Below are 20,808 nucleotides of genomic sequence, written 5' to 3'. Positions count from 1 at the left end.
TATGTTGAAAAACCCAAAAAATATCCATAGGGTTTGTATCTATCTAAAAGCATTAGATTATTTTAAAAACATAAAACCACAAAAAAGCAGCAATGCATTTTGAAGCAGCCGCAAAAAGTCATCTCGAAGCAACGATGTATCATGAAGCGGGTAACCACGAAAAAGCAGCAAAATGTACTGTAGAAGTACATGGACACTCTTGTCTAGGTAATGAGGCGCAGAAAGAAGATGTTAAGCATCATACTTCAAAAGTATAAATTCACAACTTAACTAAAAACACTTTTATTAAAAGTATTTTTAGTTTTGTATCTCTAATACAAAAACAAGGAATAAAATATATAAAGTAACTACCATAAAAAAGTGGAGACTTTTCCTATTTAAAAATCTCCACTTTTAACTTATAAGTTCTGAAATTATAATAAACTCTTTTTTTATTTCTTCAAGGAGTTCATATCAATTACAAATCTGTATTTCACATCGCTTTTCAACATTCTTTCATAAGCAACGTTTATATCCTGCATCTCAATAAGTTCAATATCAGATACGATATTGTGTTTACCACAAAAATCTAACATTTCTTGAGTTTCTTCAATCCCTCCTATCAAAGAACCAGCAATCGATTTTCTCCCCAGAACTAAAGGTGCTGTATTTAATGGAGGATTTAATTCACCCAAAAAACCAACAAGTACTAATGTACTATTCGTTTTTAATGTAGTTATATAAGGATTCACGTCGTGGGCATAAGGAACAGTATCGATAATTAAATCAAAAGTATTAGCAACCGCTTTCATCTGTTCTTTATCAGTTGAAATTACAACGTTACTTGCTCCTAGTTTATTAGCATCCTCAGTTTTCCCTGGTGTTCTAGAGAACAATGTAACATCTGCTCCCAATCCTTTTGCTAGCTTTATAGCCATATGCCCTAAGCCACCTAATCCTACAACAGCTACCTTGCTCCCCTTTTTTACATTCCAATGACGCAATGGTGACCATGTAGTTACACCTGCACATAACAAAGGAGCTACAGCTGCCAAATCAAGATTAGCAGGAACTTTTAAAACAAAACTCTCTTTTGCAACAATTTTCTCAGAATACCCTCCAAAAGTTTGTTGATTTAAATAAGCATCATGACTATTATAGGTAGCTGTAAAACCACTCTCGCAATATTGTTCTTCTTTACAATTTGGACAAGCACATTCAACCATACATCCAATAGCTGCTAAATCACCTATTTCAAATTTGGTTACTTCAGCACCAATTGCAGTCACTCTTCCAACAATTTCATGTCCGGGAACAGCAGGATACTTTGTTCCTCCCCAATCATTTCGAGCGGTATGCAAATCGGAATGGCATACTCCACAATACAAAATATCAATTTCTACATCATGAGCTGTTATCTCTCTACGCTCAATATCCATTTGCATTAAATCTGCATCTGGCGCTATCGTACCGAATGCTTTTGTGTTTGTTGTTTTCATATTTTATATTTTGATGTCATTATAATACTCGTGTGTTTTTCACCTAACATGATATTCATTCTATCATACTGTACTAATCTTGTCTTTAGTAATCTATAATTTGTAAATATAATTATAACTAATAAGGTTAGTCATGCACATACGTTACTTTGTGTTTAATTTAGGTTCTTGTGCTTTTAGACAAATTACAACAACTGCTCTTTATCGATCAATTGCATACACTTTGAAAACCTTTACTTTAAACATATTTTTCATCAAAAACACTAAGAACTAGAACGTAAACACCTTATTATTGAATTTTCAATCATACCTACAAAAACTATTTTTTTGTAAATTTGATTAGACTAATTGCTTTAATTCTAAAAACTAATAATGATCACTATGAAAAAACTCATTATGCTCTCATCTCTGTGTTTACTCTTCTTTTCATGCAATAAGAAACAAGTAAAAGTAGAGGAAACCATCTCTACAGAAACTCAAGAAATAATGATTCCAAAAAGCAACTGTTTTGCTTCACTATCAGACAAAGACAGTATTTGGCTTAAAATTGAAGTGTTTCCAAATGTAGCAACAGGTATACTAAAATATCAACTTTCTGGAAAAGATAAAAACACAGGTACCCTCGAAGGTACTTTTGAAGGGAACAAATTGTTTGCTAATTATACTTTTAATTCTGAAGGAGTAGAATCAGTTAGAGAAGTCGCATTTATAATCAATGATGACAGCGCTATAGAAGGTTTTGGTGAAATGGAAGAAGTAAATGGAAAAATGGTTTTCAAAGATAAAACCAAAATTGATTTTTCAAAAGGTATAAAATATCATCAAATCAGTTGCATTGATAATGATATTCAATTTCAGATAAATTAATTGTGTCTTTTTTCTAGATATCTCTGTGAACGATCTTTTGCATCTAAGCTATTGACGAGACTAAACTAAAGAAGTCTTACTCCCTTTAATTCTAAAGCATATTTCTAAGTCCTCGCAGCTAGGTAACCTCAAAATTTAATAGTAGAATCAATTATGAAAATCAATTTAAACCCTCTTGTAGATAAATATCTCATCGATGGCTGTATGCGTTGCAAATTTGGAGGAACTTCACGGTGCAAAGTAAAAAAATGGACCGAAGAGCTAGAGATATTAAGACAAATCGCATTAGAGACTGGTTTAACTGAAGAAATTAAGTGGGGAGTACCCGTTTACACAAAAAATGGGAAAAATATAGTTATAATAGGAGCTTTAAAAGATTGTGCTACTATTGGATTCTTTAAAGGAGTACTACTATCGGATACAAGTAAAATATTAATACAACAAGGTACTCTTCAATCTGATAGAATAATTAAATTCACCAATACAGATGATATAAATAATATAAAAGATGTATTAAAGGAATATATATTAGAAGCAATACATATAGAGAATCAAGGTCTTAAAGTGGAATTTAAGAAAAACCTAGAACCTCTACCTGATGAACTATTACAAGTTTTTGAAAATAACCCTTCATTTAAGAAAGCTTTTTATGATCTAAACCCAAGCCGCCAAAGAGGTTACATTATTCATTTTTCACAACCAAAACAATCTCAAACGAGATTTGGGAGGATAGAAAAAAGCATGCAAAACATTCTTATGGGGATTGGGTTAAATGATAAATACACTAAATAAAGTAAAATATTATTTACTGTTTACTTTTAATAAGTGTTTAATAGAGGACGAAAGTTTACTATATAAGATTTAGTAAACTCTCAATATCCAACCTTTTTGTGTACATATCAAGGGAACCATCTTCTTTTGTAGGCCAAAGTTCCTTTGGTCTGTCCCAATACAACTCAACTCCATTCCCATCAGGATCATTAAGATATAAAGCTTCTGATACTCCATGATCACTTGCTCCTGAAAGTGGATAATTAGCCTTAAACAATCTCTCTAAAATTAAAGCTAAATCCTTTCTTGTAGGATAGAGAATAGCTGTATGATACAGTCCAACAGAGTCAGTATTTGCAGCAGGTGCATTTTTACTGTGCCAAGTGTTTAGACCTATATGATGATGATAACCACCCGCAGAAAGAAAAGCCGCTTGGTCACCGTATAGCATAGTTACTTCAAATCCCAACAAATCTCTATAAAATTCTAGAGCGCGATCAAGATTTGAAACTTTTAAATGAATATGCCCAATTCGAGTTTGTGATGGAATAGTATATTGGTCACTCATAATAGAGAATAATTATTTTTTTAATGAATTCTAATTTATAAAAGAAATCAATGTTATAGGTTAAGTAAAATTAATAAAAACTAACATTCTATTTTTTATCAATCTTATAAAGTCTCCCTGCTTGTGTTATAGCGTATAAAGCCCCGTCCTTCCCCTGGGTAATGTCCCTGAAACGCTGTCCTTCTCTTTCTAATAATCGCTCTTCTCCTACTACTTTATTATCCTTTATGACAATTCTAGCAATGTGTGTACTACTAAGTCCTCCAATAAACAAGTTATTTTCCCATTCAGGCATTTTACTTCCCGTATAGAAAGTCATACCGCTTGGTGAAAGAACAGGATCCCAATAGTAAATAGGTTGTTCCATTCCCTCTTTTTGCTGTATTGGTGGATTGCCTATTGGATCCTCACTATATTCCAATCCATAAGTGATAACGGGCCATCCATAATTAGCACCAGCTTTAATACGGTTTATTTCATCGCCGCCCATCGGGCCAAACTCACTGTTCCATAATTCTCCTGTTTTAGGGTGAATAGCAAGTCCTTGTGGATTTCGATGTCCATAAGAATAAATTTCGGGCAATTTGCCTGCTTGTCCTTCGAACGGATTACCTGCTACAGCTTGTCCATTTGGGGTAATATGAAGTATTTTTCCAAGTGCTGATTTTAAATCTTGTGCTTGTGGACGTGTTTCTTTATCTGAACGTTCTCCAGTACTTACAAATAGATTTCCATTACTATCAAAGACAATACGCCCACCATAGTGTAATATCCCATCATAAGTAGGTAGTGCACGATAAATTACTTGTGCATTCTCAATCATTTTTTCATCATTAGCTAATCTACCTTTACCTACTGCAGTATGAGTTCCATTGGAAGCTTTTTCAGAGAATACCCAATACACCATCCTACTTGTTGAGAAATCAGGAGCTATTGCCAAACCTAATAAACCTCCTTGTCCTCTATCATCAACAGAAGGAATTCCAGTAATCGCTTCGCTCAATGTACCACTCACCGGATTCACTATACGCATAGTTCCACTTGTTTCAGTGATTAACAGTCTACCATCAGGAAGCGATACAATCCCCCATGGAGCCTTTAAATCTTTGGCGATGATATCAAATCCATAAGAAGTCATTGTTTTTACTCCACCTATTCTAGTTTGTCCTTTAAAAGCAGGTTTATAATTTGTGTTTGCAGGATCAGTTTCTACTGGTGGTAATGTATTAGTATCTGGTGGTACGTTATCGTCTTTAGAAGAATCCGCCTTATTACATGAAAAAAATACGGTAACTATAAAGACTAAAGAAAGAATACATTTCATAATATCTATATTTAAAATTCACTAATATTTTATTTGTTCATATATTCTTTAGCATCCCAACCAAAAAACTACAATAAAATCTTTAATTCGCTAGTATTCAAATTATTTCAAAACTTCTTTTAAAAACATTAAAGTATGATTCCAAGCTCTATTAGCCATTGTTGGATTAAAATCATTTGATTCAGGATTTGTAAAAGTATGTGCGCTATTAGCATAAGTAATGATTTGCCAATCTGCCTCACCTTCGTTCAATTCAACAACAAGATTGTCATAATCAGTTTTACTGATAGATGTATCATTAGCAGCATGCTCCACAAGGACTTTACTACTTATTGATTTATTCTGTCTATCTGTTGATTTTGCATAACTACCGTGAATGCATACTACTCCGCTAACATCCATATCAGAACGAGCTACTTCTAAAGCTCCCGCTCCACCAAAACAATAACCTATAACTGCAGTTTTGCTTGGTATAGCTCCTGCTTTTATAAGTTCATCCAAAGCTAAACCAATTCGATGTTGATAGGCTTTATAATCATTTTTATACTTAGAGGAAATATTTGCTGCCTCTGTATTGTCTTTCGGAATATTTCCATCTCCATAAATATCAGCTATAAACGCAATATACCCTTGTTTTTCAAGCTCAAGGGCAGCAGTTTTTGATTCATTATCGATACCTTTCCAAGCAGGTAGAATTAATACTCCTGGAAGATTTTGTCCCACATTAGAAGTGATTAAGCCAGATAACTTTTGATTTCCATCTTGATAGTAAACCTTTTTTAGTTCTTGAGCATGAAGCGAATTTTGCAATACAGTAATTATTAAAATTAGAATGTGTTTTTTCATAATAGCTTAATTTGAATTTTAAGTGTAAAATATCCTGTTTTAATCTATTAATTGTTTTTTCTACATTCTAAAGTTAAAGATTTTTTTAAACTATTGTTTCTGTAAAAATTTATTTAACCAATTTAAACGAATATAACTTTTCAAAATAAATCTAAATTATGAAAACTACGAAAGTAATATTAAACAAGAAAGCCAACAGTTACGTTAGCTTTAGAATTTCACTTTCAATCGTCAAGAAAACACATTAAGAAGATTACGCAAGAAATCTAACAAATCACCCTTAATGCTCCTTTTAAAACACCTATCTTGAAAATTGTTGTTGAAAATGGATAATACTCTCCATCCAGTTGCAAAGTATTGATACCTTCTTCTAAAATGCGTACTTCCATCTCTGGAATCTGTACATATATAGCATTTTTAAACAGATGAGTTTTCCTTAAAACAACTAGAAGACCATAATACATTTGTTTAAAAATAGAAATTTTAGGAATTAATAAGAAATCTAATAATCCATCTCTTACACTCGCCTGAGGAGTCAAACTCATCTTGTATCCCATTTCATTAGAGTTAGAAACGAATAACAAAAGTGGATTCACCATCTTAACTTCATCCTCATAACAAACCTCCATTGGCTTGGTACGATATTCTTTAGCCGCATTTAAAGCTGCTTGTACATAAGCACTCAACTTTCTCTTCCCAGACTTTTCATAATTCCTTATAATTGTCGCGTCAATTCCAAATCCCATATTGCTAAAGAAATAATGATCATTTACATAACCAACATCCATTGGCTGTATAGTTCCATTTATAATTAATTCAATAGCTTGAATAATATTTTTAGGGATTTCTAAGTTAGAAGCTAATCCATTCCCAGAACCCACAGGTATTATACCGAAACCAATATTCTTTCCAACTAATTCAGTTGCAACTTCATGAATCGTTCCATCGCCACCACATGCTACAATAATGTCAGGATTATCTAAAATTGCATTTTGTGTTAACTGAATTGCTTCTTTCTTATACGTTGAATAAGATACTTTTATATCATATATCGAACTAGAAAAATAGTTATCTAGCAAAGTCTTTTCAATTTTGTGTTGTCCTTTCCCAGATATTGGATTTACTATAAAGTGGATTTTAATCATCCTTGATTTTTATTTTTAAAATTCTTAATAATCTATATTGAATTCTTTAATATTCTATGCTTTAAAAGCAAAAAGCATCTGCGAATCTTAGCAGATAACACAGATACTTTTTAATTGTTGTTTTGCACTCTTAAAAGTACAAAACTATTATCTTCAATTAAAGACTATTCATTGATTGGTCCTGTCCATTCGGTGATACCACCTAATAGATTATATGTATTTTCAAAACCGAGTTGTTCCATCAATAAACAAGCTTGATTACTTCTACCTCCTGACTTGCAGTAAATATAATAATTCTTGTTTTTATCTAAATTACTTACTTCATCAAGAAAGCCTTGTCCCTTGTAAATATCAATATTAATACTATTTGGAATACTTGATTCTTCAACTTCCTCTTCTGTTCTCACATCTAATATAATAGCATTTGAATCATCTTGATACTGTTGCCACCATTGTTCTTGAGCTAAATTCATAATAATTATCTGGTTTGTTTTTTAATGCTTCAAAGATAAAGTTTTCTTTATAACTAGTAAAAAAATTAATCCCTTATAGATAAATGAATTCGTAAAGCTTATTTTTGTTCTTTTACTAAAACAATATCTTATGTCATCCCACCATATCGTTCGTGACGACCAAGAACCCGCATTAATAATCGCTAATGGAGAAAGCTGTTCATCTGAGCTGTTAGGACAACTATTAGAATGGTCTCCTTTAGTAGTAGTCTTAGATTCGGCAATGCATCGAGTAGTCGAATTAGGTATTAAAGTAGATGTTTTAATAGGAGACTTTGATCATGGCTTTGAACCCGAAAGTTTTAAAGACACACAATATCCATTAGAAATCATACATGTTGAAGAACAAGATTCCACTGATTTAGAAAAAGCTTTTAAATATTTAGTCGACAGGGGTATACCAAGTGCTAATGTTGTATGGGCTACTGGTAAACGAATGGATCATACTATTACCAACCTAACAAGTCTTGTTAAGTTTCGAGAAAATCTAAAAGTAGTCATATTAGATGATCACTCTAAAGTTTATCTATTATCAAAGCAATTTAAAAAATGGTATCCATCTAAAACAATCATATCTTTAATTCCTATAGGCAAAGTAAGCGGTATTCATTCTTCAAATCTTCTGTACTCTCTTAAAGATGATTCACTAGAATTAGGATATCGCACTGGTAGTAGCAATAGTGTTTTAAACGATGGTATTGTATCTATCACCCATGAGGAAGGAGATCTATTGATGATGGAATGTAACGATTAAACTCAAAAAAAAAGAGAGACTATAAAGCCTCTCTTTTTTTTAATTATTCTTATTAGTTCATTAGTTTCCTAAGAAAATTTGGAAACCAACAGCTAAACCTAAACCATTCTGAGCAACCGCGCTAGAAGCATTAGATTTACTGTAGTTATATCCAACTTGAGCTTCTAAAGCAACATTTCTAGAAACAAAATGAGAATAACCTAGACCTAATCCAAAAGCAAAAGATGTTTGATTAGTGTTATTAGCAGTAGCAGAAGCTCCACTTATTCCAACTTCACCTTGTCCAAAGAATCTACCGGTTTCGCTAGAACCTTCAGGGAAGTAATATCTCACAAATGGCGACACATTATAGTGCCAAACATTATCACCACCTTTTACAGTTTGAAAACCAACTCCAGTACCTAAACCAATAGCTATTCCATCAGTAATGAAATATCCAGCCTTTGGCATAATATTAATATTGAAGTTTTCTCCTTCAAAACTATAACCTAATGATCCGATAGCTCCACCTACCATCCAATTACCTTCTTTGATGGGAGTTGTTCCTACCTTATCAGATAGATTAGGGGTTTGAACAGATTGTGCATTTACAGTCATTAATCCTCCTAGAACTAATGCAATACTTAAAAATAGCTTTTTCATAGTAGTTTTTTTAAATAATTAAACGTTATTATTCACTTTCTTTTCTACCTCTAATTTACAAAAAAAATATTAAATAACTAAAAAACTATATTTATTTGTCATTTTTTAATAATATCATAACATTTAATCCTAAGTTAAATAATATTAAACCTAGAGTAAGGTTCATTTTTAGGTTTATTCCTTTCCTAAAAATCCTTTTTGAATGAGCTTTAATTTTTCTGCCCGTTTTGTAGTAGCATCACTTTTAGCCCTTTTCTTTTGATCTAATTTTTTCTTATGTGCCTTTCTGTTTTCTTCATTTTTTCTGCCCATCAGTCCAAGCTCTTTTAATTTGAATCATACTATCGTTAGAATGTATTAATCTCTCTACCACAAAACATGTGATTTCTCCTAAATCTTCATAATCTAAATACTTTGCCCACGAATCATCTTCAAACACAGTACTGATTAATTGTATTCTCTTAACAGTAGATATAGCAGACCTATATAAATGATTACCATTAGTATCTATAAACTTATGCTGGTATTTCGCTGTCCTATTTCCCCAATCTACTTCTATAAAGTAGAGTAAATCAGTATCATTATTTGGATAAAAATCCGTCCAATTAGCATATCCAATCTGATTTATCTGAGATACTTTTTGACTAGACAATAAACGCCATCTACAATTAGCAGCTCTTCCCCAGTGATTGGCGATTCTATACACTCCATCAGAAGTAAAGTAATAGCTACTCCCAGATTTACTTATATAATCTATCTTTTGTTCTGGAACTCCATCCACCGATCTCCAATCACAAAATGTATGTTTGAAAAAATTATATTTGTTATACTTCTTAGTCATCTAAACCTTTAAATCTTCTTTATTTAATAATAATTGTACACCCATATCTCTCATTATCGATTTTGCTTCTTCATAACCGCTTTCACTAATTGCTTTGGTCGCAAACTCTAGATAATAAGTTTTAAATCCTTCTTTGAATGAATCACGAGCTGTATAGAACACACAAAAATCCGCGGCCAATCCACATACATATACCTCTTCAACCTTCTTTTCTCTTAGATATCCCGTCAATCCAGTCTCGTTCCCCACACCATTATCATAAAATCCACTATATGAATCGATATGAACATCAGTACCTTTTCTAAAAATAGCCTTTACACAGTTTGAATTCCAATCTTTAGCAAAGTCTGCCCCCTTAGTTCCTTGTACGCAGTGATTAGGCCATAATACTTGCTGTATCCCATTCAAATCAATTACATCGAATACAGCTTTCATCGAGTGTTGAGAAGCAAAACTCTGGTGATTTATAGGATGCCAATCTTGAGTAGCTATAACAATGTCAAATCGATCCTGAATTTCATTTATCACTTGAATAATATCATCTCCATTAGTAACTGCCAAAGCTCCATTCGGTAAAAAGTCATTTTGCAAATCAACTACTATTAATGCTTTCATACGTATAAAATTAAAAAACTCGCTACTTTAAAAGTGCGAGTTTTATGTTTTTACTTCTCAAATTGTTTTAAAGTCTCAATGATGATTCTTACACAATCAAGTAACTGTTCTTCGTTCATAACTAAGGGTGGCGCAAATCGAATAATATTACCATGTGTTGGTTTTGCCAATAAACCATTGTCTCTAAGCGCTAAACAAATGTTCCAAGCTGTCTCACTTTCTTCTGAATCATTAATTAAAATAGCATTCAACAACCCTTTACCTCTCACTAGATTACATATTGAACTATTCTCTATATATTCGTTTAATTTAGATCTAAATAATTGACCTAATCTCTCTGCATTTTCTGCTAATTTCTCGTCTTCCACTACTTCAAGTGCAGCGATAGCTACTGCTGCTGCTATTGGATTTCCTCCAAATGTAGAACCATGTTGACCAGGTTTAATCACTTCCATAATGGCATCATTTGCTAAAACCGCTGAAACTGGGTAAGCTCCTCCAGAAAGTGCCTTTCCTAAAACCAATATATCTGGTTTCACATTCTCATGATCAACTGCCAACATTTTTCCTGTTCTAGCAATTCCCGTTTGAACTTCGTCTGCTATAAACAAAACATTATGTTGCTCACAAAGCAATTTAGCTTCTGCCAAATATCCTGTAGATGGAACGTAAACTCCCGCTTCTCCTTGTATAGGTTCTACTAAAAAGCCTGCTATATTTTTGTTGGATTCTAATATCGCTCTTAAAGCATCTATATTATCATATTCAATTTGAATAAACCCATCTGTATAAGGACCGTAGTTTTTTCTCGCCTCTGCATCATTTGAGAAAGAAATAATAGTTGTAGTTCTTCCGTGAAAATTATTTTCACACACGATTATTTGTGCTTGATTTTCTGTGATCCCTTTCTTCTCATAAGCCCACTTTCTACATAACTTTAATGCAGTTTCAACAGCTTCTGCACCAGAATTCATTGGTAATACTTTGTCAAAACCAAATAAAGTCGTTATTTTCTCTTCATACAAACCTAATTTATCATTGTAAAAAGCTCTAGAAGTCAACGTTAAAGTTTCTGCCTGCTGCGTCATTGCTTTTACAATTTTCGGATGACAATGTCCTTGGTTCACCGCTGAATAGGCTGATAAGAAATCATAATATCTTTTTCCTTCAACATCCCAAACATACACTCCCTCTCCTTTTGTTAAGACTACTGGCAATGGATGATAATTGTGAGCACCGTGTTTCTCCTCTAAATCAATTGCTTGCTGTGAAGTTATTTTCTGTGACATAGTATCTATATTTTTTTCCTAGTTAATACAAAATTGTTCATGTTTTGCAAAGTACTTAAAAAAAAAGAAAAGATATTGAATCTGTTACAACAAAACCGTCCAATTCATCAAACAATTTTTCGATAAACTGAATAATAAATCAAACAAAGAGCTATTTTTGCTGCATGAGAAAAAAGAGAACAGAAAAAATCGTATTCGAAAACGTAGAAGTCCTTGATGCAGGTGCAAAAGGTGTTTCGGTAGCTAAAGCTCCAGATGGAAAAATTATACTTATTCCAAATGTAGTTCCGGGAGATGTTATCGATGTGCAAACTTTAAAAAAGCGCAAAGCTTATTATGAGGGTAAAGCCACCGTATTTCATAAATTTTCTGAACACAGAACACAGCCAATTTGCGAGCATTTTGGAGCATGTGGTGGTTGTAAGTGGCAAAATATGAAATATAGCCAACAACTTTTTTACAAGAATCAAGAGGTTTACAACAACCTTAAACGAATCGGTAAGATAGAATTACCTGAGTTTGAGCCAATTTTAGGTTCAGAAAAAACCTTGTTTTATAGAAACAAAATGGAGTTTTCTTTTTCAAATGCTCGTTGGCTAACTGAAGAGGAAATTAGAAATAGTGACGAAATTATCAAAGAAAATGCTCTTGGGTTTCATATTCCAAGAATGTGGGATAAGATATTAGACATTAAAAAGTGTCACTTACAGCAAGATCCTTCTAACGACATTAGAAATGAAATACGTCGTTTTGCTAACCAAAACAACTTAAGTTTCTTCAATCCTAGAGATAATGAAGGATTATTGAGAACCTTAATGATTCGTACCGCTTCAACTGGAGAAATTATGGTATTGATTCAGTTTTATTATGACGATAAAACTGAACGTGAATTGTTAATGAACTTTTTAGTTGAACGATTCCCAGAAATAACATCATTACAATACGTTATTAATGGTAAACCTAACGATACTATTTATGACCAAGAAGTTGTGTTGTTCAAAGGAAGGGAATATATTTTAGAAGAAATGGAAGGTTTGAAATTTAGTATCAATGCTAAATCATTTTATCAAACCAATTCAGATCAAGCATATGAATTATACAAAATCACTAGAGATTTTGCTGGATTAACTGGTAATGAACTAGTATATGACTTATATACTGGAACAGGAACAATCGCTCAATTTGTTTCTAAAAATGCTAAAAAAGTAATTGGTGTAGAAGCAGTACCTGAAGCTATTGCAGATGCTAAACTAAATGCTGAACGCAACGAAATAACTAACTGTGAGTTCTATGTTGGAGATATGAAAAATGTTTTCAACGATGATTTTATTGCTACACATGGACATCCAGATGTAATTATTACAGACCCTCCTCGTGATGGAATGCATAAAGACGTAGTCGCTCAAATCTTAAAAATAGCTCCTAAGAGAGTTGTTTATGTAAGTTGTAATTCAGCAACACAAGCTAGAGACTTAGCTTTGATGGATGAAGACTATAAAGTAATAAAAGTTAGACCTGTTGATATGTTCCCTCAAACACACCATGTTGAAAATGTGGTATTGCTTGAAAGAAAATAAAATAAGAAACTAATCTTCAACGATTAGAATTGAAAAGCGTTGTCATTTACAACGCTTTTCGATTTCAATTACTAATAGATTCACTATTTTTGAACAATCAAATTATTCAATTGCAGCTCATTTTATGAAAAACTTCTTATTATACAGCAGTATTCTTCTAAGTCTATTAGCTTTAACGGCTTGTGAAAAAGATGATATTTGCCCAGAAGACACGGACACTACACCTTTGATTTATGTGAAATTTTATCGAGTTGATGACCAAAATCAAAACAACACTACTGGAAATGTGTATGCAAAAGCATTAGGTTTTAATGACACCATTTTCAGAAAGGGTAATGAAATCAAACTACCGCTTCAAATAAGTAAAGAAGAAACAACATGGGTTTTAACATTAGAATCCTTGAATGACGAGAATCAAATGATAGTTAGACATGATACTTTAAAGTTTCTCTACAGACCAAGAACAGAATACCTAAATAAAGCATGTGGATATCGCACTACATTCGTGCTTAATGAAGAAACAAAGATGCCTATTTTGAATAATAACAAACAAGGCAACTGGATTTCTATTTACGAATTACAAACTAGTTTTATTGAAAATGAGAAAGAAGAGCATCTTAAAATATTCTATTAGTCTTCTATTACTTTGTGCCCCAATCTACATAAAGGCCCAAACGAATCAGACCGAAGAAAATATTCATTATTACCCACAGCGATATGGATTGCGAGTAGGAGCTGATTTATTTAGTCTTAGTCGTAACCTCTATGATAAGGACTTTAGCGGCTTTGAAATCAATGCCGACTACAGACTAAAGAAAAAAATATTTGCAGCGGTTGAACTTGGAACCACAGAAATCACTAAAGATGAAGAGAACCTTTATAATTTTACTACTAAAGGACACTATATAAAATTAGGATTCGATTACAATCTTCACGAAAACTGGATGAACAGAGAGGATATGATTTATGTAGGTTTCAGATATGGGTTTTCGACATTTTCGCAAACTCTAAATTCCTATAATATTTATACCACTAATCCTTATTTTGAAGAAGGAACTGTTACATTAAACAAAGCCTATGATGGGCTTACTGCACATTGGGCTGAAATGATTTTAGGTATTAAAACAAGAGTGTTTAACAATGTTTTCATGGGGTTTAATTTTCAATTGAAGGCACTACTTGCACAAAAGCAACCAGAAGATTTTGAGAATCTCTACATACCTGGATACAATAAAAAATACAGTGGAGGAATTGGTGTTGGATTTAATTATAATGTCACTTATTTAATACCACTTTACAAATCTAAAAATGATGCATTCTCAATTCCAACGGATAAAAAATCAAAAGAAGAAATCGAGTTCGACTCTTTAGAAAAGTAAAATTAGATTTTTAATAATTCTTTTTTAGATGGTACTATTTAACGCTACGCTTAGAATAGTTTACCACCCTAATATTAATAATTACGGCTAATTTTCATTAATTTTAGCCCATTCATAGCCCAACAAGTTCTGGGAGTGAAATACGACAAACTATGGAAGATATAAAGCAAGAAGTACATAATGCTTATGAAGTCATTAAAGATGGCGGAATCATTCTTTATCCAACAGATACTGTTTGGGGAATAGGCTGTGATGCAACCAATTCAGAAGCAGTAAAAAAAATATATGCTTTAAAAAGACGTGCAGAATCAAAAAGCATGATTGTATTGGTGAATGGAGAACGATTAATGCATCAAGTTTTTAAAGAAATACCTGAAGTTGCTTGGCAAATTCTTGACTTAGCAGATAAACCAACAACCTTAATTCTAGATAATCCAAGAAATGTGGCTAAGGAAATTATATCTGAAGACCAATCGTTAGGTGTTAGAGTTGTAAGTGACCCTTTTTGTTTTAGATTAATTGAGAGATTGAAAGCTCCTTTAGTTTCTACATCAGCAAATATCAGTGGAGCACCTTCTGCATTATCTTTTAAAGATATAGACCCAATCATTTTAGCAGGTGTTGACTATATTGTCGACTTAAACAAAGATGTTAAAAGCACCAAACCTTCTACTATAATAAAACTTACGCTAGACAGTAAGGTTACAATTTTGAGAAAATAATTGATTTTTCTCAACAAAACATTACCATGAATACACTTTTATCATATAAATCAGCGCTTACTCACCCCGTTTTTAATATCATTCAAGAAGCGGCAGCGGAACTCAATTTAGAATGTTACGTAATTGGGGGGTTCGTACGAGACCATCTCTTGCAACGTGATAGTAAAAAAGATATTGACATTGTTGCTATTGGCAGTGGAATAGACTTAGCTCTAGCTGTTTCAAAACGAATAAAAAATCAACCTAAAGTTCAAGTTTTTAAAAACTATGGTACTGCTATGTTGCGGTATGATGATATAGATGTTGAATTCGTTGGTGCACGTAAAGAATCTTATCACTTTGAAAGCAGAAATCCAGTAGTAGAAGATGGAACCTTAGAAGATGATCAAAAACGCAGAGACTTTACTATAAATGCACTAGCTCTTTCTTTAAATAAAGAAAATTTTGGTGATTTAATAGATCCTTTTGATGGAGTCAAAGATCTAAATAATAAAATCATACGTACACCACTAGATCCAGACATCACTTATTCAGACGATCCACTACGAATGATGAGAGCCATTCGATTTGCTTCACAACTGGATTTCGAAATTGAAAAAGATTCTTTAGAAGCTATAACTAGAAATCATGAGCGTATTTCTATTATTTCTGGAGAGCGAATCGTTGATGAACTAAACAAGATTATATTGTCTAAAACACCCTCTTTAGGCTTTATTCATCTATACAAAACTGGATTATTAGATATTTTACTTCCAGAATTAACAGCTTTAAACCAAGTTGAAGAGATAGAAGGTCATTCTCATAAAAACAACTTTTATCACTCTTTGGAAGTGTTGGATAATATTTCTAAAAACACAGAGAACTTATGGTTGCGATGGGCTGCATTATTACATGATATTGGTAAAGCACCGACAAAACGCTTTCAAAAGAAACAAGGTTGGACCTTTCACGGGCACGAATTTGTTGGAGGAAAAATGGTTAAGAAGATATTTACACGCTTACACATGCCTTTGAACCAGAAGATGAAATATGTTCAAAAAATAGTTACGCTAAGTTCTAGACCCATCGTACTTTCACAAGAAGAAGCTACGGATTCTGCGGTTAGACGCTTGGTGTTTGATGCAGGAGAAGATGTAGAAGATCTAATGACATTATGTGAAGCAGATATTACTACAAAAAATCCTAACAAATTTAAAAAGTACCATAACAATTTCAAGAATGTCAGAAAGAAGATTGTTGAAGTTGAGGCTAGAGATCACGTTCGAAAATTTCAACCTCCTGTTACAGGTGAGGAGATAATGGAACTATTTCAACTTCCTCCTTCACGTGAAATTGGAACTTTAAAAGAAGCCATCAAAGAAGCTATACTTGAAGGAGTTATACCAAATGAATATCAAGCTGCTTATGACTTCATGTTAGAAAAAGCAAAAAAAATGGGGCTTACTCCCCCGCTAAAATAACCTAAGAAATGAAAAAATATTTTTTACCCTTAGCAAAAACATCTCTTATCCTAGTCTACCTAGTAATACTTGCAGGAGCATTAGTACGGATGACTGGTTCTGGAATGGGTTGTCCAGATTGGCCAAAATGCTTTGGTTATTACATTCCACCTACTGATGTTGAAGAGATACTTTGGAAACCGGATAGAGAATTCAAAAAAGGACAAATCATTATACATGATGAGAGTTTGTGGGTAGCTAAATCTGATTTCAAAACTGCTACTACCTATGATGAAAATAACTGGGAACGTTATACCAAGCATGACTATGCGACTTTTAATCCTCAACATACTTGGATTGAATATTTAAACAGACTTTCCGGGGCCCTTGCTGGTTTTGCATGCTTTGGTATGGCAATAGCCTCTATTGGATATTGGAAGGAACGAAAATCATTAGTTTTAAACTCTTGGCTTGTTGTGTTTCTAATGGGTTTTCAAGCTTGGCTAGGTGCCACAGTTGTTTTTTCTGTTCTGAATCCCCTAAAAATTACCGTTCACATGGTTATGGCCTTAGTAATTGTTGCTCTACTTATATATATTGTTAGAGAAGCAAAATGTAAAAAGAACGAACTAAAAAAATACCATGGTGCTTTTAAAACTCTAATATGGGTTTCCGTTGTATTCACCTTAATACAAGTAATCTTAGGTACGCAAGTAAGAGAGTTGATAGACGAACAAGTAAATGCAGGAATAGGAAACTCTAATTTATGGCTAAGCGACCCTAATTGGGAGTTTTACGTACACCGCACTTTTTCATTTGTAATTTTATTCTTAAATATGTATCTATTCTATATAAATAGAAAATTGGATTTAGGATTCAATAAAATGAAATGGGTAATGGTTCTTTTAATATTAGAAGTATTTACAGGAGTTTTAATGTATTATGTACATTTTCCTTTCGGAAGTCAAGCGGCTCATTTAATACTAGCTGCTGTCTTATTTGGAGTGCAATTCCAATTAGTACTGGAAGCAAAAAAATGTTACCACTCTGCTAAAAACACTCATTAATTTCTCAAAATAAAAGCTATCGTATGTTTAACAACTATGTTTAAATCATGCGGTAGCTTTTCTTCATTCCACGGATGTCTAGAACCAAAGACATGGTCCGTATCTAGAAAAAATAATTCTGACTTTTTAATCCACTCATGTAATAAAGCAGCCTCCTTCATCGGAACAGCTTCATCACTTGTTCCATGCACAATCAAAGCAGGTTTTGATAAATTCTGAGCAGCATATTGTATATTCAAAGCCTCTTCATTCGCTATATAATCTTCATAAAAAGAAAAATAATGAGGCATCTCTTGTTTTGTTCTACCATTAACAGAGTAATAAACACCTGTTCTTTTCCATTCATCAAAACGAAGTCTTTGAGGAAATCTTTTATTTAAGTTAGAAACTCCTGCCCACGTAATCACACCTGTTACAGCTTTATTATAATAAGCATTCAAAATCACAGCTCCCCCTCCTCTGCTGTGTCCAATTAAATAAACCCGTCTTCCATCAACCTCTTCTTGTTCTTTAAAGTAATCAACAACATAATTTAAATCTCTCTGTTCTTGCGAATACGTATTAGCACCAAAAGCTTCTAAATCCTCAAACTCCATCGGGTTGTCCAATGTAGTACCATTATGAGAGAAATTAAACTTTACAAAATAAAACCCTGATTCTGCAAAATGCCTTGCTACCAATTCCCAAGCTCCCCAATCTTTAAACCCCTTATATCCATGCACAAAAATTACTAGAGGCAATTTATCAACACCATCTTTATAGTAAGAATCAGCTAAAAATGGTCTAGTAAATGAAGGAGATAAAACAATGTTCTTTGTGCATTTAATTTCCATGATGAGATTTTTATTTATTCTCGTCAATATACCAATTTATTTTCATTTGAAATATGACTTCCACTTTCTTAATATACCTCATGAATTTAATTACATCAAAAAAAAATGGGTAATCAATTAAGACTACCCATAAAACATATTAAAAAGTAACTAGTACTGAAAACTTTCTAAAACAAAGCAACAATATAATATACCAAAGCGGCTAATAATGCAGATACTGGTATAGTTAAAACCCAAGCCCATAAAAGACTTATCGTTACGCCCCATCTAACAGCTGAAACTCTTTTAGTTACTCCAACTCCAATAATAGCACCTGTTATAGTGTGTGTTGTAGAAACTGGAATCCCTAAAAACTCTGTAAGATATAGAGTTATCGCTCCTGCTGTTTCTGAAGCAACTCCTTCTAATGGAGTAACTTTAGTAATTTTAGTTCCCATTGTTTTGATGATCTTCCAACCCCCACTAAGAGTACCCAAACCAATAAACAAAAATGAAGCTAAAGGAACCCACCACCAATGATCAACGAATAGTGAAAAGTTATCTCCAGAACCATTAACATATAATGGATCCATATCTACGTTTAAGTGGTAAAAAATAACCGCTGCACCAATAATACCCATTACTTTTTGCGCATCATTCATACCATGTCCCAAACTAAACAAAGCTGAAGAAACTAACTGTAACTTTTTAAACCACTTTTCTGCACGAGCAGGGCTTGCACGTTTACATAAATGCAAGATGATAATCGTTAATATATGTGCTATTAAAAGACCTATCACCGGAGCTAAGAAAATAAACAAAAAGATAGGTATTACTTTAGCATAGTTCACTACATTTTCAAAACTACCCGCATGAGCAATTGCAGCACCCATAAATCCACCCACTAATGTGTGTGAAGAAGAGGAAGGTATTCCCAACTTCCAAGTTGCTAAATTCCATACAATAGCAGCAATTAAACCTGCTAAAATGACTTCTAAAGTAATGAAGTCTTCGTTTACAGTTTTAGCAATCGTATTTCCAATTTTAAACTCACCTATAACATATAGAGAAACGAAATAAGCAATAAAATTAAAAAAAGCTGCCCAAATCACCGCTTGTAGCGGAGTTAAGACTTTGGTAACAACGATAGTTGCAATAGAATTGGCTGCATCGTGAAACCCGTTGATGAAGTCAAATCCTAAAGCCAATACTATAATCACTATAAGCAAAATCCCTTCGGGTCTGCTTATAATATCCAGAAACATATCTAGAAATGTATCCATAATTATAAATTATTTAAAATTAAGAATACTTAACTGTAATAGCTTCTAATACATTAGCTACTTTTCTACAGCTATCTGTAGAACTCTCTAATGCACTCATTACTTCTTTATAACGTATAACATCTCTAACATCAGCTTCGTTTTCAAAAATATCAGATAATGCTTTATCAAATACTTTGTCAGCCTTACGCTCTAAACGATAAATTAATTTACAACTATCAGCAATCTCATCAAGATTCTTCAAATTCTTTAGATACATAATAGCTTTCGCTATTTCTGTACAAGCCTCTAGATTTGCTTCTGTTAACTTTCTCAATGGTTTAGTCACTTTATTCAAATGGTATAAACGCATTCTACTAGCTGCATCACTCAAGTTATCAGCAACATCATCAATAGCAGAAATCAACGCATGAATATCTTCTCTATCGAACGGAGTAATAAAATTCTTCCCTAATTCAATACGTGTTCTCTGTGCTATATTTTCAATTTCACTTTTTAAAACCTCTACAGCCTTCAACTTATCTTCACGCTCTTTGCTTGGCAAATTAACAGCCTCATGCATAGTTTCAGATAATAATTGCAATTTACTTGCAGCAATTTCAAATAAAGGATGGAATACTTTGTCCTTAGGAACTAGAAATTGAAAAATAGAATTTAATGACATGTTTTTGTTGTTTAAAATTGAGGCAAAAATATTACTTTTTCAAATACCCAATGTTTCCAAATCATTAAGTATTCGATAAATTATAGTAATTAATAATAATTCCAATTACGTAGGTAACCTTACTTTTACAATATCTCTTCTAAATGTTATATTTTCTTTATTATTCAAACTAGTACTATGACTATTTCTAATAAGGTTTCTAGTAATATTTGC

24 protein-coding genes are annotated in these 20,808 nt (G+C 32.8%); 10 read left to right on the top strand and 14 right to left on the bottom strand.

Going from position 1 to position 20,808, the window contains the following annotated elements:
* Window positions 1–92: 92 nt before the first annotated feature.
* Entirely contained in the window at window positions 93–257 is a 165-nt protein-coding gene (locus BM024_RS13725) for a hypothetical protein (RefSeq protein ID WP_177190189.1), read from the top strand.
* 174 nt (window positions 258–431) lie between these two features.
* Here BM024_RS13725 and BM024_RS08965 read toward each other — a convergent pair whose 3' ends face one another.
* Window positions 432–1,478 (bottom strand): NAD(P)-dependent alcohol dehydrogenase, encoded by a 1,047-nt coding sequence (locus BM024_RS08965; protein WP_090679425.1) that lies wholly within the window; start codon window positions 1,476–1,478, stop codon window positions 432–434.
* A gap of 381 nt (window positions 1,479–1,859) precedes the next feature.
* On the opposite strand from BM024_RS08965, the gene BM024_RS08960 reads away from it, so the two are divergent.
* Together BM024_RS08960 and BM024_RS08955 are read left to right on the top strand one after the other, a co-directional pair.
* Complete coding sequence (locus BM024_RS08960) at window positions 1,860–2,345, top strand: hypothetical protein (protein ID WP_143077747.1); 486 nt, start codon at window positions 1,860–1,862, stop codon at window positions 2,343–2,345.
* 153 nt (window positions 2,346–2,498) lie between these two features.
* Window positions 2,499–3,137, top strand: coding sequence for a YdeI/OmpD-associated family protein (locus tag BM024_RS08955; RefSeq protein ID WP_090679421.1), 639 nt, complete (start codon window positions 2,499–2,501; stop codon window positions 3,135–3,137).
* A gap of 58 nt (window positions 3,138–3,195) precedes the next feature.
* Here the strand turns inward: BM024_RS08955 and BM024_RS08950 are convergent, their stop codons facing one another.
* The 5 genes from BM024_RS08950 to BM024_RS08930 form a co-directional block, all read right to left on the bottom strand.
* A complete protein-coding gene (locus BM024_RS08950; protein WP_090679419.1) occupies window positions 3,196–3,684 on the bottom strand; it encodes a VOC family protein in 489 nt (162 codons plus the stop codon).
* A gap of 88 nt (window positions 3,685–3,772) precedes the next feature.
* Window positions 3,773–5,008, bottom strand: coding sequence for a PQQ-dependent sugar dehydrogenase (locus tag BM024_RS08945; protein WP_090679417.1), 1,236 nt, complete (start codon window positions 5,006–5,008; stop codon window positions 3,773–3,775).
* A 102-nt stretch (window positions 5,009–5,110) separates the two neighbouring features.
* Window positions 5,111–5,854, bottom strand: coding sequence for a dienelactone hydrolase family protein (locus BM024_RS08940; RefSeq protein WP_090679415.1), 744 nt, complete (start codon window positions 5,852–5,854; stop codon window positions 5,111–5,113).
* Window positions 5,855–6,120: 266 nt separating this feature from the next.
* On the bottom strand, window positions 6,121–6,999 hold the full coding sequence (locus BM024_RS08935) for a diacylglycerol/lipid kinase family protein (protein ID WP_090679414.1): 879 nt from the start codon (window positions 6,997–6,999) through the stop codon (window positions 6,121–6,123).
* A 164-nt stretch (window positions 7,000–7,163) separates the two neighbouring features.
* Window positions 7,164–7,475: a rhodanese-like domain-containing protein gene (locus BM024_RS08930; RefSeq protein WP_177190194.1), complete on the bottom strand. Its 312-nt coding sequence runs from the start codon at window positions 7,473–7,475 to the stop codon at window positions 7,164–7,166.
* A 127-nt stretch (window positions 7,476–7,602) separates the two neighbouring features.
* Here BM024_RS08930 and BM024_RS08925 point away from each other — a divergent pair, with 127 nt between their 5' ends.
* Window positions 7,603–8,265: a thiamine diphosphokinase gene (locus BM024_RS08925; RefSeq protein WP_090679409.1), complete on the top strand. Its 663-nt coding sequence runs from the start codon at window positions 7,603–7,605 to the stop codon at window positions 8,263–8,265.
* A 60-nt stretch (window positions 8,266–8,325) separates the two neighbouring features.
* Here the strand turns inward: BM024_RS08925 and BM024_RS08920 are convergent, their stop codons facing one another.
* The 5 genes from BM024_RS08920 to rocD all read right to left on the bottom strand — a co-directional run bounded on the left by BM024_RS08920 (window position 8,326) and on the right by rocD (window position 11,652).
* The gene (locus BM024_RS08920; protein WP_090679407.1) at window positions 8,326–8,907 is read right to left on the bottom strand and encodes an outer membrane beta-barrel protein; all 582 of its coding nucleotides are present in this window, start codon (window positions 8,905–8,907) and stop codon (window positions 8,326–8,328) included.
* A 174-nt stretch (window positions 8,908–9,081) separates the two neighbouring features.
* A complete protein-coding gene (locus BM024_RS13720) occupies window positions 9,082–9,219 on the bottom strand; it encodes a hypothetical protein (protein ID WP_177190188.1) in 138 nt (45 codons plus the stop codon).
* Complete coding sequence (locus BM024_RS08915) at window positions 9,203–9,748, bottom strand: hypothetical protein (protein ID WP_090679405.1); 546 nt, start codon at window positions 9,746–9,748, stop codon at window positions 9,203–9,205. Before BM024_RS08915 ends, BM024_RS13720 begins: the two co-directional genes overlap by 17 nt.
* The gene (gene pncA / locus BM024_RS08910; protein ID WP_090679403.1) at window positions 9,749–10,363 is read right to left on the bottom strand and encodes a bifunctional nicotinamidase/pyrazinamidase; all 615 of its coding nucleotides are present in this window, start codon (window positions 10,361–10,363) and stop codon (window positions 9,749–9,751) included.
* 50 nt (window positions 10,364–10,413) lie between these two features.
* Window positions 10,414–11,652, bottom strand: coding sequence for an ornithine--oxo-acid transaminase (rocD, locus tag BM024_RS08905; RefSeq protein WP_090679401.1), 1,239 nt, complete (start codon window positions 11,650–11,652; stop codon window positions 10,414–10,416).
* Between the two features lie 164 nt (window positions 11,653–11,816).
* On the opposite strand from rocD, the gene rlmD reads away from it, so the two are divergent.
* From rlmD to BM024_RS08875, 6 genes are all read left to right on the top strand, one after another.
* Entirely contained in the window at window positions 11,817–13,229 is a 1,413-nt protein-coding gene (gene rlmD / locus BM024_RS08900) for a 23S rRNA (uracil(1939)-C(5))-methyltransferase RlmD (RefSeq protein ID WP_090679399.1), read from the top strand.
* 124 nt (window positions 13,230–13,353) lie between these two features.
* Complete coding sequence (locus BM024_RS08895; RefSeq protein ID WP_090679397.1) at window positions 13,354–13,863, top strand: DUF6452 family protein; 510 nt, start codon at window positions 13,354–13,356, stop codon at window positions 13,861–13,863.
* Window positions 13,829–14,608, top strand: coding sequence for a DUF6048 family protein (locus tag BM024_RS08890; RefSeq protein WP_090679395.1), 780 nt, complete (start codon window positions 13,829–13,831; stop codon window positions 14,606–14,608). The genes BM024_RS08895 and BM024_RS08890 overlap by 35 nt, the downstream gene beginning before the upstream one ends.
* Window positions 14,609–14,760: 152 nt before the next feature.
* Complete coding sequence (locus BM024_RS08885) at window positions 14,761–15,330, top strand: L-threonylcarbamoyladenylate synthase (RefSeq protein WP_090679393.1); 570 nt, start codon at window positions 14,761–14,763, stop codon at window positions 15,328–15,330.
* A gap of 26 nt (window positions 15,331–15,356) precedes the next feature.
* Window positions 15,357–16,790: a CCA tRNA nucleotidyltransferase gene (locus BM024_RS08880; RefSeq protein ID WP_090679391.1), complete on the top strand. Its 1,434-nt coding sequence runs from the start codon at window positions 15,357–15,359 to the stop codon at window positions 16,788–16,790.
* Between the two features lie 8 nt (window positions 16,791–16,798).
* On the top strand, window positions 16,799–17,836 hold the full coding sequence (locus tag BM024_RS08875; protein WP_090679390.1) for a COX15/CtaA family protein: 1,038 nt from the start codon (window positions 16,799–16,801) through the stop codon (window positions 17,834–17,836).
* Here BM024_RS08875 and BM024_RS08870 read toward each other — a convergent pair.
* The 3 genes from BM024_RS08870 to BM024_RS08860 form a co-directional block, all read right to left on the bottom strand.
* Window positions 17,833–18,669 carry an alpha/beta hydrolase family protein gene (locus tag BM024_RS08870; RefSeq protein ID WP_090679388.1) on the bottom strand — a complete coding sequence of 279 codons (837 nt, stop codon included), beginning with the start codon at window positions 18,667–18,669 and terminating at the stop codon, window positions 17,833–17,835. The genes BM024_RS08875 and BM024_RS08870 overlap by 4 nt on opposite strands.
* Before the next feature lie 167 nt (window positions 18,670–18,836).
* Window positions 18,837–19,931, bottom strand: a complete 1,095-nt coding sequence (locus BM024_RS08865) for an inorganic phosphate transporter (RefSeq protein WP_090679384.1) — start codon at window positions 19,929–19,931, stop codon at window positions 18,837–18,839.
* Window positions 19,932–19,950: 19 nt separating this feature from the next.
* Window positions 19,951–20,595 (bottom strand): DUF47 domain-containing protein, encoded by a 645-nt coding sequence (locus tag BM024_RS08860; protein ID WP_090679382.1) that lies wholly within the window; start codon window positions 20,593–20,595, stop codon window positions 19,951–19,953.
* Window positions 20,596–20,808 lie beyond the last annotated feature (213 nt).

The organism is Myroides guanonis, from assembly GCF_900114085.1.
GTDB classification, from domain to species: Bacteria; Bacteroidota; Bacteroidia; order Flavobacteriales; family Flavobacteriaceae; genus Flavobacterium; species Flavobacterium guanonis.
The sequence above is the reverse complement of the archived record's forward strand: the minus strand, read 5'-3'. Positions and strand labels throughout refer to the sequence as shown.